This window comes from Rheinheimera sp. MM224, from assembly GCF_947090785.1.
Taxonomy (GTDB): domain Bacteria; phylum Pseudomonadota; class Gammaproteobacteria; order Enterobacterales; family Alteromonadaceae; genus Pararheinheimera.
In genome coordinates this window covers 1,072,285-1,088,507 of sequence record NZ_OX352320.1, presented here as the reverse complement: position 1 = coordinate 1,088,507, position 16,223 = coordinate 1,072,285, and the positions used below count along the sequence as shown (strand labels likewise).

The following is a 16,223-nucleotide window of genomic DNA, read 5'->3' as shown; positions in this document are numbered from 1 at the left end:
TTATATTCGATTTTTACTGACAAAGTAAAGGGCGTATAACGGTAGCTGTTGTGAGGTTCCTGCAGAATTTCACAATCACAGTTTAACCCATAGGCTCATCCGCGCCTTTTGCCCCTCGTTTTTGTTAGCAAGGGGCTTTTTTATGTCCAAAACAAAGCTACAGCTTTATTGGCTCGCATCATCTCTATGCTGCAAGTTCGATGATTTTGCAGATACAATGGCGCAAACAAGTTAAAGAGCGCTGATGATGATCCACTACCCCGCCATTTTTAAGTTCGCAGGTCAGGATGAGCTGATCTATATCGCCTCCCAGAGTAGCTTTGAGCAACACTATCAGCTGCAACAGCCTTATTTCACACCTGACGATCTGCTGATTGATGCCACAGGGCAAGCTTATCTGCTGCATCAGCTCACACAACACAGCAGTTGTTTAGCTGCATTGTCTTTGCCTGCACTATCTTTACCTGTATCAGCCAAACAATTTGAACAGCCGGAATTGACGGCTTTGGTGCAAGCACATTTTTTTGCTTTAGCTCAAAGTTGTGTTGTAAAAATTCAGGCGCCTTCGATCACTGCTTTATTTGAGCTTTTGGCCGATACTGATACCGAATAAAATTTCATACCGCAGCTTATTCAGCAGATCATTGTTGTTTAACGTGGTGTATTTTTCAGACGAGGACAAAAAATGGCGGTTGAATTATTAGTAGGTCTAGAGGTCAGAAATCCAGAGCTTTACGCAGAATATCGTCGTTTAATGACACCTCTATTGCATCAGCATCAAGGTGATTTTGGTTGTGATTTTATGGTGCAGAAGAGCCTGAAACCTGCAGATACTGCAATCAACAGAGTCTTCACCATTTATTTTGCCAGCCAGCAACTGATGGACAGTTTTTTTAACCATCCGGATTATCTGGCTATACGGCAACAGTATTTCGAACCTGCTGTTGCCGCTTCACATATTCTGGCAAGTTATCAAAAAGCAGATTAATCGCAGTTAACAACAGGAAAGTCACAATAAAATACTGAGCCTTGTCCGGGTACTGAGTGAAAGCCAATGCTGCCGCCCATCGACTCAATAATGGCTTTGCTGATCGCAAGCCCCAGACCTGTGCCAGACTTGGCTTTGCTATCTGAACCATCGGCCTGAGCAAAACGCTGGAATATTTTTTCCTGAAACTGCAGTGGTATGCCTTCGCCTTTGTCTTCCACCTGAAGGCGTATTTTCTGATCAAGCTGCACGTAACTCACTACCACCTGCGAGCCGCTTTTTGAGTATTTAGTAGCGTTGGACAATAAATTGCTCAACACTTGCTGTAACCTGTGGCTGTCGAGCTGCATCATTACAGACTCGTTATTGAGCGCGCAGAGTTGTACAGAAAACTTATCAGCGTAGGGTTGATTCTGCGCAACAGCTTGCTGGCATTCCACAGCTAAATCACAAGGTTGCAGATAAAAATCCATTTTCCCTGCGCTTAGTTTTTCCATATCCAATAAATCATTGACCAGCAGTTGCAGCCTTTTGCTGTTTTGACTGGCGACTTTCAGCATCACCAAAGCTTTTTCAGGAATAGGCCCTAATACCTGATTAATGACTAAATCCAGCCCGCCACTGATAGCGGTTATAGGCGTGCGTAATTCATGACTGACTGTAGAGATAAAATCAGTTTTCATCTGCTCCAACTGTTTCTGCTCACTGATATCATGCATCAAGACTAAAGCACCAAGCAGCTGACCGGAGCGCGCTTTGAGCTGCTCACCACGACAACGCACCCAGCGCGGAGGCTGATTTTTGCTTTTAATACAAATATCCTGGCTGACCACAGTTTCGCCGTGAAAAGCTCTGAGCAAAGGAATTCGCTCAACAGGTAATACCGTATGGCCATCCTCTTCGTATAAATTGTAATGATGGCTCCACAGATCAGAATCACAATGACGCACATCGACGCCATGCCAGTCGCGCGCTACTTTGTTAAATTGCTCCAATCGTCCTTCACTGTCACAGGCCACCAGTGCATCAGGAATGGAATCGAGCAATAGGTCCAGCAATTGCAGTTTATGTTCGGTTTGCAGTTTTTGTTTGTGTTCATTCAACCTGTCCATCACTATAGCCGCAAGCTTACTTAGTATGGTCTTGTCTTGTTCGGTCATCTTTCTCGGCACACGGTCAATAATGCACAAAGTACCCAAGGCATAACCCTGCTCGTTGATCAGCGGACAACCTGCATAAAAACGGATATTGGGAATAGTACAGACCAGAGGGTTGCCAGCAAAACGTTCGTCTTGTGATGCGTCTTCAACGATAAAAATATCCGGCTGCAAAATCGCGTGGGCACAAAAAGCTAGTTTTCGGTCAGTCTGGCATACATCCAGCCCTTGTTTGCTTTTAAACCACTGCCGCTGTTCGTCTATTAACGAAACCAGCACTATAGGCACCTGAAATATGCTAGCAGCTAAGGATGTGACAGTATCAAAAGTACTGTCAGGCTCGGTATCAAGGATTTGCAATTTCAACAGCGCTTTTAATCTGTCTTGTTCATTATGCGGAACTGCGGCAACCTGCATCTGTGCACTCCTGTGCTGGCAACATATTCTTTAACTAAAAACATACCACAGAATACTGAACTCAGCCTTGACGCTTTTGATCTTTTGTACCTGATACCAGCGATTGTAAATCATCAGGCACAGGCTGAGGCTGTAATACCGGGTAACGACTGGAACCCGGATTACCTAAAGGCAAACGCCCGGTTAAGTGCCCTACAGGAGTCAGTAATAAGCGCAACACCTGACCACGAATCTCAACCCAGTTGGATTGCTCTGCTGCAAGTTTTAACATCAACCAGTGACTTTGCATATGTAAGATAAACTGCTGTTGTCCCAGAATATGAGCCCGCTCTAAATGAGACCAGGCTTCCGACCACTTTTGTTGGTGGCGAGCCTGTAAAGCTTGTTTTACTTCAGCATGAAAGGCTTGTTCTACGGCAGATGACATCTGTATACAATTCCGGTATTGGTAATTCTCCTTACAATGCCGCGGCTTTGTTGCTCAGTCAAGGTTTTGCACTGCTCTCTAAAACCAGCCTTTATCTTGAGTTTTTTAATGCTTTGTATTAGGGTAGCGCCAATACGTCGTTGAGCAACATAGCAAGCAAAACAGCATGAACAGAAATCGGGGTCAGGTATCCTGGGTAAGTTTACTAATGCTTATCAGCTTACTCCTTTTTAAAGGAGTGGCAGCTGCTGCTATGTTATGTTGTGGCCCAGATCACACAGCTCATTCAGAGCATTCTTCTGTTCACTCTAACGCCTCAGCCATGGATCACAACAAGATGAGCGGGCATAGTCATCACAACGCAGAATTGCCTGCTCAAGCCAGCGACATGTCAGACCATCAGGCCAGCGATCATCAGCAGATGATGGCGGATGATTCAGTAAATCAGTTCATGAATGACCATCAATCCTCCTGTTCAGGTTGTGCTGTCAGCTGTGCTGCTGCAGTGCTGATGATCAATCCATCGGATTTTATACCTGAGCCACCACAAAACGAACGTATCTTGAGTTTAACTTCTTCAGTTTTCCCTTTGACCCTCGCAAGTCTGGAACGCCCTCCCCGTTTGTACAGCTGATCACCGCCTTTGCGCCACAAAAAGCCGACATTAACGCTTCTTGTGTTGTGTATTTTTCAGCTTAAATAAACAGGTTCTATTTTATGTATCAGCGTATTTATCCGGCGCTATTCTGTGCCACAGCGGTGCTTTATGCAGCACCAGCAGCCTCCAAAACAGAAGCCACTGAAGTTCAGCCATTCAGTTCTGTAGCCATACAACACAACATTTCAGACTGGAAACAAGCCAATCAGAAGGTTGCCGAACTGGGTGGATGGCAATTCTATGCCAGTGAAGGCGGTGCTCATCAGGGGATGGATCATTCAACACATAGCACCGATAACGCGATGGACCATTCCGGGCATAGCATGCCTATGGATCATTCAAAGCATAGCTCCGACGACACTATGGATCACTCAGGACACAGCATGCCAATGGATCATTCAAAGCATAGCTCCGACGACACTATGGATCACTCAGGACACAGCATGCCAATGGATCATTCAAAGCATAGCTCCGATAACGTTATGGATCACTCCGGACATACGATGCCGATGGATCATTCAAAGCATAGCTCCGACGACACTATGGATCACTCAGGACACAGCATGCCAATGGATCATTCAAAGCATAGCTCCGACGACACTATGGATCACTCCGGACATACGATGCTGATGGATCATTCAAAGCACCAGCAACAGATGGACCAATCTGAGCACCTTCCGGCTAAAACAGGAGATGAACATGAGCATCATCACTAAGCTAAGTCCGCTGGCAGCAGTGGTGCTGTTGAGCGCCTGCGCCGGAACAGCAAAGCTTGAGCAGCATGATCTGGTGCAGCAAACAGCAAAAGCGGAGCAGGTACAACTGGCAGCCACAGATCCGGCATTAAGAGCAGAAGCAGAGCAGGAAATTGCCCGGTTGTTGGCAGAGCCTTTAACAGCAGAAAATGCCAGCCGTATTGCGGTATTAAACAATCCGGACTTTTTGGCAGCACTGGCATCTCTGGCTATCAGTAAGGCTGAATTAACTCAGGCCGGTTTATTACCGAATCCTGGAGTGCGGGTCATTCGAAGCCGTGAAGAGGATGGTTACAGCACCGAGCTCGATTTTTCACTGAACTTGTTTAACCTGATTTTTTTAAGTCAAAACAAAGCCATTGCAGCGCAGCAGGCAGAGCAGCAACAGCAGCAAGTCGCTTTAAAGCTGATGGATTTACTAACACAAAGCCGCAGCGCTTTTATTGAAGCCGTTGTAGCCCATCAGCGTTTTAGCTATCTGCAAACAGTGCAAGAAGCGATAGATGCTTCTGCTGAACTTGCCAACCGTATGTATCAGGTGGGTAATTACAGCGAACTGCAACAAGCACGTCAGCTGAAGTTTGCAGCAGAAATTCGTCTGCAACTGGCTAAAACGCAGCAACAACAGCAACAAAGCCGAGAGCAGTTGTCTGTACTGCTAGGGGTAGATCCGGCTACGCCACTGCAGTTACCAGCCTATTTACCAGCTATTCCTGCCACTTTGCCACTTCAGGAAAATCTGGAACAGCAGGCACTAGCCCAACGACTGGATCTGAAACAAGCCAAAGCCAGATTAAACCAACTTGAACTGCAACTGGGGCTGGAGAAAAACAGTCGTTTTGTCCGGGGTTTGTCCGGTGAAATTGCAGGTTCGGTGCAGCATAGCATCGAGCGTGAAGTGGCCTTAGGTGTTGAACTGCCGTTGTTTGATTCGGGTTCAGCGCGTATCAGCAAGGCTGAAGCCCAGTACCAACAAGCCTGGTGGCAAACCAAAGCTCTGGAGCAAAAAGCACTTTCTGAAGTGCGCCAGGCCTGGGCCTTACACCAAAGTTCGTACCAGATCGCCCGGCATTATCAGGATCAGTTAGTGCCACTGGCACAGAAAATTAACCAACAAAATGTGCTGCGTTACAACGGTATGTTAATTGGCGTATTTGAACTGATTGCCGATACTCAGGCCCAGGTAGAGACAGTGACAGGACAAATGACGGCACAACGCGATTTTTATCTGTCAGAGCTGCGCCTGCAACAAAGCTTATGGGGCAGTCCTTCGCTGCAACAGCCAACAGACAGCGACAGCACAAGCAGCCCTGCCACTGCAGCTGGCCACTAACAGGAGAATCTTATGTTAACCCGTCGTGATTTATTAAAAAAAGTCGGTGCCATTACCGCTGCTGTAGGTGTAGCCGCGGTCAGTCGCAGCTCTATGGCGGCTTTGCCTGAGCCTGTTATTCAACAATCCGCCGACACCATGGACCCTTTGATCCCAAACACTGGTCGGCCTTACAACCCTGTGGTCACGTTAAACGGCTGGACTTTGCCATGGCGTATGAACAATGGCGTCAAAGAATTCCATTTAGTGGCAGAACCCGTGGTGCGTGAACTGGCGCCCGGTATGAAAGCGCATTTATGGGGCTACAACGGCCAGTCGCCTGGCCCTACTATTGAAGTGGTCGAAGGCGACAGAGTGCGGATCTTTGTCACCAATAAGTTGCCTGAACATACTTCAGTGCACTGGCATGGTCAGCGTTTACCTAATGGTATGGATGGAGTCTCGGGTTTAAATCAGCGCGCCATACAGCCAGGTAAAACCTTTATGTATGAGTTTGTTGCCCGCCGTCCCGGCACTTTTATGTACCACCCTCATGCCGATGAAATGGTGCAGATGGCCATGGGCATGATGGGCATGTGGATCACTCACCCTAAAGAGGCACATCCGCATATCAGCGAAGTAGACCGCGATTTCTGCTTTCTGCTCAACGCTTACGATATTGAGCCCGGCAGCGCCACACCAAAAATTATGACGATGACCGACTTTAATCTCTGGACCTGGAACAGTCGGGTATTCCCCGGCATAGACCCGTTAGTAGTGCGCAAAAACGACAAAGTGCGGATCCGGGTCGGTAATCTGACCATGACCAACCATCCTATTCATATTCATGGCCATGAGTTTACCGTCACAGGCACAGACGGCGGCCCTGTGCCGGCTTCTGCCCGCTGGCCTGAAGTTACTACAGATGTGGCTGTAGGCCAGATGCGGCAGATTGAATTACTGGCGGATGAAGAAGGTGACTGGGCTTTTCATTGTCATAAATCGCACCATACCATGAATGCGATGGGTCATGATGTGCCTACATTGATTGGCGTCGATCACAGTGGTTTGATGCAAAAAATCAATAAACTGGTACCGGATTATATGGTGATGGGTGAACGTGGTATGGCGGATATGACCGAAATGAAAATGCCACTGCCAGCTAATACTCTGCCGATGATGTCAGGCGACGGTCCTTTTGGTTCAGTGGAAATGGGCGGTATGTTCAGCATATTTAAAGTACGTAAAGACCAGGCTCCTGGTGACTATAAAGATCCGGGTTGGTATCAGCATCCTGCCGGTACACTAGCACAGGAGTGGACAGGAGAAGTACCACAAGTCACTTTATCTCAAACTCAGGCTGAAACTGCAGAGGCCAGAGTGGAGCTGAAAGTAAAAAAACCAGGTGCACATCATCATTAATGGCTGAACACCTCTTCGCTGCTGGCGCAGAGGTGTTACTGATCCAATCACTTTTTATCAGAAAGAGCTCTTAAATCGGTTTTATGACAAATAAAACAGCTTTCTTATATCATTTTGAAATAACTAATAACCAAAACAATTAATATACATCTGTTACCAAATGTAATCAAACCTAGCATTTTAGCCGCTCACAGCAGGCTACTCATCGCACAAAAGATCAATAAATACGAAAAAATGAAAACAAAAGATTAAATATGATAAATATATAACTATTTACATTAACAAATTATTGACCAATTATCGTACTGCCCGCCCAACAGATTAACTAAATAAGGGACAAAGGCTTCCAAGGATGAGGCAATTCACATAACAATAATTTGAGAGAACAAAATGCAACATAAAACATTCAACTTATCCAAAGTCTCATTGCTTACCTTGTCCGCACTTTCCTTATTGGCTACTGCTGCACAAGCCGCTCCACAAAAATCAGGTATCACCTTAGAAGTGAATGAAACCAAAGCGATTGAGCCACCAACCCGCTTTATCATTAAATACAAAAATGCTGCAACTTTATCTGCACAAGGCTTGGCCAGCACAGCAACAAGCTCAGTGAATCAATTAAAAACTCATGCTGCTTCTGAATTATCCAGCCGCGCCGGTGAACCTATGAGCTTTGTGCGTTCTTTAGCAGTCGCTAACCGCCATGTGGTGAAAGCGGAACGTCGTCTGTCAAAAGCTGAAACTCAACGTACCATTGAGCTGCTAGCCCAGGATCCAATGGTGGAATCGGTTGAAGAAGACCGTATGTTACAAATTGCAGCTGCTCCAAACGACACTCAGTACACCAGTCAATGGCATTATTATGAGTCCACAGGCGGTTTACGTGCTAACACTGCATGGGATAACGCCACAGGTACTGGTGTCGTTGTTGCAGTATTAGATACAGGCTACCGTCCACATGCTGATTTAAACGCTAACATTCTGCCTGGTTACGACATGATTTCTGACAACTTTGTCGGCAATGACGGTAATGGTCGTGATAACAATGCACAGGATCCGGGCGACTGGATTTTAGCGAACGAATGTGGTGGCACACATGCCGCTCAGGATTCGTCATGGCACGGTACTCACGTTGCAGGCACAGTAGCTGCAGTCACTAACAACGGTTCTGGCGTAGCTGGTGTGGCGTATGGCGCCAAAGTAGTACCAGTGCGCGTATTAGGTAAATGTGGTGGTTATACCTCAGATATAGCTGACGGTATCATCTGGGCCTCAGGTGGCACAGTCTCTGGTGTTCCGGCGAACGCCAACCCGGCTAAAGTGATTAACATGAGTTTAGGTGGTTCAGGTGCTTGTGACTCTACCACTCAGGCTGCGATTAACACAGCTCGCGCCAACGGCACTGTAGTTGTGATTGCATCTGGTAATGACAATGCAAACGCCAACAACTTTAACCCGGGTAACTGTGCTGGTGTGGTGAACGTTGCTTCAACTAACCGCAGCGGTGGCCGCGCTTATTACTCTAACTACGGCACTTCAATCGATGTCGCAGCACCTGGTGGTGCTATGAACTCGGCCAACGATCCAAACGGTATTCTGTCTACTTATAACACTGGTACTACTACACCAGGTTCAGACAGCTACGGTTACAGTCAGGGCACTTCAATGGCAGCTCCTCATGTGGCAGGTGTTGCAGCATTAATAGCTCAGAAGAAACCAGCGGCTACGCCGGATGAGATTGAAACCATCCTGAAAACAACCACCCGTTCTTTCCCTGCAACCTGCACCAGCTGTGGTACTGGTATTGTTGATGCTGCAGCTGCAGTAGCGGCAGCTTCGGGTACTGGCGGCGGCGGTGGCACAGGTGCAACTTCAACTGTGAACAATATTTCTGTGGCCCGTAATGCCTGGAAATATTACACAGTGGTAGTTCCTGCAGGTATGAGTGTACTTACAGTCAATACGTCTGGTGGTACTGGTGATGGCGATCTGTATGTACGTCGTGGTTCACAACCTACCACTTCTACTTATGACTGTCGTCCATACCTGAATGGTAATACTGAAAGCTGTACTTTCAATAACCCTGTTGCAGCCACTTACCACATTGGTATCCGTGGTTACACTGCGGTATCAGGTGTCACTTTAACGACATCCTACCAACCATAAATCAACAAAAGTCCCGGCATTAGGCCGGGGCTCTTTGTTTCTGCAGAGTCAAGCCATCCAAAATAGCGCATTGAGGCTGATCGTCACCGCAACAACTGTCGGCTAATTGTTGCAATACCTTTTGCATCTGCTGTAATTCAGCTACTTTTTGTTTAATTTCATCCAGATGCACTTCAGCAAGTTGCTTTACTTCTCTGCTGCTGCGCTGTGGATCACGCCATAACCCCAACAAAGAACTAATTTGTGCTATTGAAAAGCCTAAAGTACGAGCCTGTTTAATAAACCCCAGTTGTTGCAGCTGCTGACTGTTATACAACCGATAGCCCGCATCTGTTCTATTGGCTTTAAGCAACAACCCTGCTTCTTCATAATGACGAATCATCTTGGCAGAAAGCCCGGTCTGTTTTGCCGCCTGGCCTATAGTGACCAAGGTTCTGACTGAAGTACTCATCATTTCACTCCTTAGCCTTCCAACGTTGTAATAACAAGGCATTACTAATCACCACTAAACTGCTGCTGGCCATAGCGGCACCTGCGATCAGCGGATTTAAGTAACCTAAAGCTGCCAATGGGATGCCCACTATGTTAAAGATAAAAGCCCAAAACAGGTTTTGCTGAATTTTACGGTAACTAAGCCGGGCTATCTGTAAGGCTGCGCTGACCAACAGTGGTTGACTACGCATTAAGGTCATAGCCGAAGCACTGACAGCCACTTCGGTACCACACGCCATAGCTATACCTAAATCAGCCTGAGCTAAAGCCGGCGCATCATTAATACCATCACCGACCATGGCTACTTTATGACCCTGCTGTTGCCAGCTTTGAATAGCAGCTGATTTTTCTGCTGGCAGCACTTCGGCCTTCCAGTCGGTTAGTTCAAGTTGCTGCGCTATTAAACTAGCACTGTCTCTCGTATCTCCGGTTAACATAGCCACAGCTATACCCTGTTGTTTTAATAAACTGACAGCATGTAAGGCATCAGGTTTTAACTCGTCAGTAAAACAAAATAGCGCCAATAACCTATAACTTTCATCATCTTGCTGCTCCGCCAACCAGGACACTGATGAGCCAGCGGTTTGGATTTGATCCTGCGGCAACTCCAAGCTAAGTTGCTGCATCCAGTGGCTGCTACCTAGCACTAAACTATGCACACCGATTTTACCCTGAACACCTTTGCCTGCCACCACCTGAAACTGTTCTGTTTCCACGGCTTTAACCTGATGTTCAGTGGCATAACGGAGCAAAGCTGCAGCTAATGGATGCTCACTGTGTTGCTGCAAGGACGCAGCCCATTGCAATAATTCAGGCTCATCCACAAAAGTACTAAATTGCTGCAGCACCGGTTTTCCTTGCGTTAAAGTGCCGGTTTTGTCAAACACCACCAGCGTGACTGCTTGAGCCTGCTCTAAAGCTGTAGCATCTTTAATCAGAATACCTGAGCGCGCCGCTGAACCTGTACCAGCCATAATAGCGGCAGGTGTTGCTAAGCCAAGAGCACAAGGACAGGCAATCACCAGCACAGCTACCGCATTTAAAATACCTGCCACCCAGTCGTCAGTCATAAAACCCCAGCCCAATAAGGTGACTAGAGCAATGATCAATACAGCAGGTACAAAGATGGCACTAATTTTATCCACCAGCGCCTGCACTGGCGCCTTCGCTCCTTGTGCCTGCTCTACCAATTGAATAATACGGGACAAAGTAGATTCAGCTCCGACAGCTGTCGCTCTGATGTGCAATACCCCATCCAGATTGACAGAGCCCCCAGTCACTTTATCAGCCAGTGTTTTACTGACAGGCACAGACTCACCGCTTATCAGCGCTTCATCGACATGGCTTTGGCCTTGCTCAACCAAAGCATCAACAGGAATTCGTTCACCAGGTTTTACTAACACTAAATCACCTTGTTGCACAGACTCTGCTTTTACTTGCACCCACTGGCCGCTTTGAAACAAAGTTGCCACAGCAGGTTTTAAATGTTCCAGCGCCCTTAATGCATCGGTAGTGCGTTTTTTTGCTTTGTGTTCCAGATATTTACCTAAAAGCACCAGGCTTAATACCGCACTGCTACTCTCAAAATACAGGTGGGGAGCGCCGTGTTGCCCATGCTGCGCATTAAAACTCCACCATAAATACAACGACAAGCCGTAAGCGGCGCTGGTGCCAATTGCCACTAACAGATCCATAGTGCCGCTGCCGGCTTTGAGTGCGGCCCAGCCTGCTTTATAAAAACGCGCGCCAAAATAAAACTGTACTGGAGTTGCAAGCAACCATTGCCAAAAGGACGGTAACATCCAGTCCACACCAAACAACAAGCCAAACATCGGCAGGACCAAAGGCAAGGTAAGCACTATGCTTGCAACCACAGACCACCATTCTTGCTGATAAAACCTAGTTTCTGTTGTTGGGGTCTCTGCTTTTTCTTCCGGCAAACTGGCCTGATAACCAGCCTTTTCGACTGCAGCTATCAGTTGTTGTGGCACAAGTGAAAGGCCGCTGACCGTTGCTGTTTCACTGGCAAGATTAACACTCGCCTGCTCTACACCGCTGACCTTTGCTAAAGCTTTTTCAATGCGGCCCACACAGGAAGCACAGCTCATTCCGTCGATATTCAGTTGGATCTGTTCAGACATACCATGACTCCAGACAAAAAAAGGTGCAATGACCTGACAGCAATAAGGCTAAAGCTTACCCTTAGGGTAAGGTCAACGAAAAAATTCAAATAATGAGCTTTAACGAACAGTGCTTGACCTTACCACGGGACAAGCTTGCACCATGTTCGCGAACTCACAAAGAGCAGCAAAAAAGGAAAGACGTAATGAAAGTACAATTGAAAGTTACAGGCATGAGCTGTAACCACTGCATCAGCATGGTGAATAAAGCCGTAGCAAAATTGCAGGCTAATGCCAAAGTGGCGGTTGACTTAGCACAGCAGCAAGTGAGTATTGAAAGCGATTTGGCAGCAGAGGATATTATCGCAGCACTGGATGAAGCCGGTTACCCGGCTACAGAGCTTTAACTTTGCAGTAACTTTGGTTTAGCCAAAAACTCAACTACAAAAAGGTAAAGCAGCCAAAGCAGACTCAAACTGGTAGCTAAAACCAACAATAGTCTGAGATTTTGCACTGATCACTCTGCGGCTTTGTGTTGATATGCTTTTAGACTCAAATACCGGAGCGGGCAGAGAAGCCAGTTCACAGGCCGTCAGATAAAATTCAGCTTTAGAACAAAATTGCGGACTGGATAAGTTATACAACTCTGGCCATAACTGCTGCTGGACTATGACTGATACTGCGGCACAAATATCGCTGCTATGTACCATATTCACCGCAACATCAGCAGCACCAGCTTGCTTGCCAGATAAAAACCGCGCCGGATGACGGCCTGGACCAATTAAGCCAGCCAGACGTAAAGTGCAGCAAGGCACCGCGGCTGTTAATAATTGCTCGCCCACAGCCAGCAATTCAATACGTGGATCGGCCAATTGTAACTGGCTTTGTTCGTTCACATCGCCTGAAAGACCTTCATAGATGCCAGTACTGCTTAAATGAATGCAAGCCACAGAGCCTAACTGCTTCATCAAAGTAGCTAGCTGAGCTACAGCTCTGGTGTAGCTCTCACCGTCGGAGCGGCTGGCTGGAACTGTGCAGATAATCAGGGCGTCTTTAAATAAAGTCTCCAGTGCTGCTGTAGGCCTTACAGATTGTCCTAAATCCAACACAAAATGACCAAATTGCTCAGTCACAGCAGAAGATTTAGTGGCACTGCGGCTGCTGAGCCATAGCTCATGCCCGTCTGCTTTGAGCTGTGTCGCCAGCTGAGTTCCTAGCCAACCTGCACCTATGACCAATATTTTCATACCTGAACCTTCACAATCCTGATGTAGATTTTGATAGTAACAGAATACTAACTGCGATTTTTATCAAATTTTCTACTATTTAAACCAGATCACAGATTTTTATTGATCAGCGTCAACACAGCAGACAGACAAAAGACATAGTTTAGTGTTCACATCATGCTGATGTATGAGTTTTAGCTACTGACTGCTGTTTTAACCAAAATAACAGACCAGGCCCACAGTTCCAGATGGAGGAGCAATCCGAATGGATGTTGTAGAACTATCACGGTTACAGTTTGCCGCTACGGCAATGTATCACTTCTTATTTGTGCCCTTAACTTTGGGTATGACCTTCCTGCTGGCCATTATGGAGTCAGTCTATGTTATGACAGGTAAAGAAATTTACCGTGATATGACTAAATTCTGGGGCAAATTGTTTGCTATTAACTTCGCTTTAGGGGTGACCACAGGCATAGCGATGGAATTCCAGTTTGGTACCAACTGGTCTTATTATTCGCATTATGTGGGTGACATCTTTGGCGCACCTTTGGCCATTGAAGGCCTGATGGCATTTTTCCTTGAATCCACCTTAGTGGGTCTGTTCTTTTTTGGTTGGGACAGACTGACCAAAGTGCAGCATTTAACTGTGACCTGGCTGGTGGCTTTAGCCTCTAATTTGTCGGCGCTGTGGATTTTAATCGCTAACGGCTGGATGCAACACCCCATAGGCGCAGAATTTAATTTTGAAACCATGCGAATGGAAATGGTCAGCTTTAGCGAAGTGGTGTTTAACCCTGTCGCGCAAGTTAAGTTTGTCCATACCGTCTCTGCAGGTTATGTCACAGGCGCTATGTTTGTGCTGGCCATTTCGGCCTGGTATATGCTCAAAGGCCGCGATTTAGCTTTTGCCCGCCGTAGTTTTGCTATCGCATCCGCTTTTGGTTTGGCCAGTGTGTTGTCTGTCATTGTATTAGGCGACGAGTCGGGTTATGAGCTGGGTGATGTACAAAAAGTAAAACTGGCTGCAGTAGAAGCTGAGTGGGAAACCCAAAAAGCACCAGCAGATTTTACCCTTTTCGGCATCCCGAATGAAGAAACCCAAACCACTGACTATGCACTGAAAATCCCTGGCGCTATGGGCTTGATAGCCACCCGCTCTTTGGATAAAGAAGTCACAGGGCTTGCAGAGCTAAAAGACATTCACCGCCAGCGTATTCTCAATGGTCAGACTGCCTATGGCCTGCTGAAGAAACTGCGCGCTGGTGAAAAAACGCCTGAAAATATCGCAGCCTTTAACTTAGTAAAAAATGACTTAGGTTATGGCCTGCTGTTAATGGCTTACACAGACGATCCTGTCAATGCCACTGCAGAACAGGTGGAACAAGCAGTACAAAACAGTATCCCTAAAGTGGCCCCACTGTTCTGGTCTTTCCGTGTGATGGTCGCTGCAGGCTTTATTATGCTGCTGGTGTTTGCTTTGTCTTTTTATCACAGCGCCAAACGCACACCAGAAAAACCACGCTGGTTACTCAAAGCTGCACTGTTTTCGTTACCTCTGCCATGGATTGCCTGTGAAGCCGGTTGGTTTGTCGCTGAATACGGCCGTCAGCCTTGGGCTGTGGGTGAAATATTACCCACTCATTTAGCGGCTTCCCAACTCAGTACCACAGAGATTTGGATCAGCTTATTGGCTATTACCGCGCTTTACACAGTATTTCTGATCATCGAAGTCTGGTTGATGCAGCATTTTGCCCGTAAAGGCCCTGCTTCTATCCACACAGGCAAGTATCACGGCGAACAGGCCCGGGAGGTTTAACATGGATTATGAATTTTTACGCTTTATCTGGTGGTTGCTGGTTGGCATCCTGCTGATTGGTTTTGCCGTAACAGATGGTTTTGATATGGGTGTAGGTGCGCTGCTCAAAGTGATAGGACGCGACGACACCGAACGCCGTATTTTGATTAATGCGGTAGCACCTCATTGGGATGGCAATCAGGTCTGGTTGATTACTGCAGGTGGTGCTTTATTTGCGGCCTGGCCGCCTGTCTATGCCACGGCTTTTAGTGGTTTTTACCTAGCGATGATGCTCACATTAGCAGCGCTATTTTTGCGCCCTATCGGCTTTGATTATCGTTCTAAGCTGGATAATGCCAAATGGCGCAGTAACTGGGACTGGGCATTAACAGCTGGTTCTGCCATACCCCCAATTATTTTTGGTGTGGCTTTTGGTAATCTGCTGCAAGGTGTGCCTTTCCACTTTGATGACCTGCTGCGGATTTACTATACAGGTTCATTCTGGGCTTTATTAAACCCCTTCGCCTTGCTGGTGGGTGTATTGAGTCTGCTGATGTTTATTAATCAGGGCGCTTGTTATCTGCAAATGAAAACCGAAGCACCATTACGTCAGCGGGCAGAAGCAGTGTCTTTAATCAGTGCAACTCTGGCCGCCGTACTGTTTGTAGTGGCAGGTATCTGGCTGGCTTCCGCAGGTATGGGCTATAAAGTGACTAGCCTGATCGATAGCAACGCTATTAACAGTGCTGTGACTAAAACAGTGGAAGTGAGCAGTGGCGCCTGGTTCAGCAATTATGAAACTTACCCGCTGTTATGGGTTTTCCCATTGCTGGGTGTAGCGGCTTTCCTGCTATCAGCCTTTTGCAGCAAACTAGCCAAAGGCTGGCAAGCTTTTGTTGCCTCTTCACTGGCCATCACAGGGGTGATTATGACCTGCGGCGTATCTATGTTCCCTTTTATTATGCCATCGAGCAGCATGCCAAATCACAGCCTGACCATGTGGGACGCCACCTCCAGTGAACTGACGTTAAAAATCATGTTTGTGGTGGCTTGTATTTTTGTGCCTATCATTTTGGGCTACACAGCCTGGTGTTACTGGAAAATGTGGGGCCGTTTAAACCGCAATTCTATTAGCGACAACACCCACTCATTGTATTAAGGAGCAGCTTTATGTGGTATTTCACCTGGATTTTAGGCGTGTTACTGGCCTGCTCTTTTGGCATCATCAATGCGATGTGGCTGGAGTTTAATGGCTACCCCGGCGAAGAGAACGAGCCATCAGAGTAGA

General features: G+C 46.9%; 16 protein-coding genes. 11 read left to right on the top strand and 5 right to left on the bottom strand.

All coding sequences use genetic code 11. The features are described from left to right. Positions 1 to 244 precede the first annotated feature (244 nt). Both OM978_RS05095 and OM978_RS05090 read left to right on the top strand, forming a co-directional pair. A complete protein-coding gene (locus OM978_RS05095) occupies positions 245 to 613 on the top strand; it encodes a DUF4144 domain-containing protein (protein WP_264345814.1) in 369 nt (122 codons plus the stop codon). Between the two features lie 72 nt (positions 614 to 685). Then, positions 686 to 988: a DUF1330 domain-containing protein gene (locus tag OM978_RS05090; protein WP_264345813.1), complete on the top strand. Its 303-nt coding sequence runs from the start codon at positions 686 to 688 to the stop codon at positions 986 to 988. On the opposite strand, the gene OM978_RS05085 is transcribed toward OM978_RS05090, so the two are convergent. After that, positions 985 to 2,562, bottom strand: coding sequence for an ATP-binding protein (locus OM978_RS05085; RefSeq protein WP_264345812.1), 1,578 nt, complete (start codon positions 2,560 to 2,562; stop codon positions 985 to 987). The genes OM978_RS05090 and OM978_RS05085 overlap by 4 nt on opposite strands. 61 nt (positions 2,563 to 2,623) lie before the next feature. Continuing rightward, positions 2,624 to 2,989 (bottom strand): DUF3703 domain-containing protein, encoded by a 366-nt coding sequence (locus OM978_RS05080; protein ID WP_264345811.1) that lies wholly within the window; start codon positions 2,987 to 2,989, stop codon positions 2,624 to 2,626. Positions 2,990 to 3,326: 337 nt separating this feature from the next. Here OM978_RS05080 and OM978_RS05075 point away from each other — a divergent pair, with 337 nt between their 5' ends. The 5 genes from OM978_RS05075 (at position 3,327) to OM978_RS05055 (ending at position 9,302) form a co-directional block, all read left to right on the top strand. Continuing rightward, the gene (locus OM978_RS05075) at positions 3,327 to 3,623 is read left to right on the top strand and encodes a hypothetical protein (RefSeq protein ID WP_264345810.1); all 297 of its coding nucleotides are present in this window, start codon (positions 3,327 to 3,329) and stop codon (positions 3,621 to 3,623) included. Positions 3,624 to 3,706: 83 nt separating this feature from the next. Next, positions 3,707 to 4,363, top strand: coding sequence for a hypothetical protein (locus OM978_RS05070; protein WP_264345809.1), 657 nt, complete (start codon positions 3,707 to 3,709; stop codon positions 4,361 to 4,363). Further along, positions 4,347 to 5,735 carry a TolC family protein gene (locus OM978_RS05065; protein ID WP_264345808.1) on the top strand — a complete coding sequence of 463 codons (1,389 nt, stop codon included), beginning with the start codon at positions 4,347 to 4,349 and terminating at the stop codon, positions 5,733 to 5,735. Before OM978_RS05070 ends, OM978_RS05065 begins: the two co-directional genes overlap by 17 nt. 12 nt (positions 5,736 to 5,747) lie before the next feature. Continuing rightward, complete coding sequence (locus OM978_RS05060) at positions 5,748 to 7,136, top strand: multicopper oxidase family protein (protein WP_264345807.1); 1,389 nt, start codon at positions 5,748 to 5,750, stop codon at positions 7,134 to 7,136. 390 nt (positions 7,137 to 7,526) lie between these two features. Beyond that, complete coding sequence (locus OM978_RS05055) at positions 7,527 to 9,302, top strand: S8 family peptidase (RefSeq protein ID WP_264345806.1); 1,776 nt, start codon at positions 7,527 to 7,529, stop codon at positions 9,300 to 9,302. A 19-nt stretch (positions 9,303 to 9,321) separates the two neighbouring features. Here the strand turns inward: OM978_RS05055 and cueR are convergent, their stop codons facing one another. Together cueR and OM978_RS05045 are read right to left on the bottom strand one after the other, a co-directional pair. Next, entirely contained in the window at positions 9,322 to 9,756 is a 435-nt protein-coding gene (gene cueR, locus OM978_RS05050) for a Cu(I)-responsive transcriptional regulator (protein WP_264345805.1), read from the bottom strand. Between the two features lies 1 nt (position 9,757). Beyond that, positions 9,758 to 11,935, bottom strand: a complete 2,178-nt coding sequence (locus OM978_RS05045) for a heavy metal translocating P-type ATPase (protein WP_264345804.1) — start codon at positions 11,933 to 11,935, stop codon at positions 9,758 to 9,760. A gap of 185 nt (positions 11,936 to 12,120) precedes the next feature. Between OM978_RS05045 and OM978_RS05040 the strand changes: the two genes are divergently transcribed. Further along, entirely contained in the window at positions 12,121 to 12,321 is a 201-nt protein-coding gene (locus tag OM978_RS05040; RefSeq protein ID WP_264345803.1) for a heavy-metal-associated domain-containing protein, read from the top strand. A 30-nt stretch (positions 12,322 to 12,351) separates the two neighbouring features. On the opposite strand, the gene OM978_RS05035 is transcribed toward OM978_RS05040, so the two are convergent. Then, a complete protein-coding gene (locus OM978_RS05035; protein ID WP_264345802.1) occupies positions 12,352 to 13,161 on the bottom strand; it encodes an NAD-dependent epimerase/dehydratase family protein in 810 nt (269 codons plus the stop codon). A 244-nt stretch (positions 13,162 to 13,405) separates the two neighbouring features. Here OM978_RS05035 and OM978_RS05030 point away from each other — a divergent pair, with 244 nt between their 5' ends. Genes OM978_RS05030 through cydX form a run of 3 tightly spaced genes read left to right on the top strand, consistent with a single transcriptional unit; the run spans position 13,406 to position 16,222 of the window. Further along, on the top strand, positions 13,406 to 14,956 hold the full coding sequence (locus OM978_RS05030) for a cytochrome ubiquinol oxidase subunit I (protein WP_264345801.1): 1,551 nt from the start codon (positions 13,406 to 13,408) through the stop codon (positions 14,954 to 14,956). Between the two features lies 1 nt (position 14,957). Continuing rightward, entirely contained in the window at positions 14,958 to 16,094 is a 1,137-nt protein-coding gene (gene cydB / locus OM978_RS05025; RefSeq protein WP_264345800.1) for a cytochrome d ubiquinol oxidase subunit II, read from the top strand. Between the two features lie 11 nt (positions 16,095 to 16,105). Further along, positions 16,106 to 16,222: a cytochrome bd-I oxidase subunit CydX gene (cydX, locus tag OM978_RS05020; RefSeq protein WP_053425345.1), complete on the top strand. Its 117-nt coding sequence runs from the start codon at positions 16,106 to 16,108 to the stop codon at positions 16,220 to 16,222. The last annotated feature ends 1 nt before the right edge of the window (position 16,223 follow it).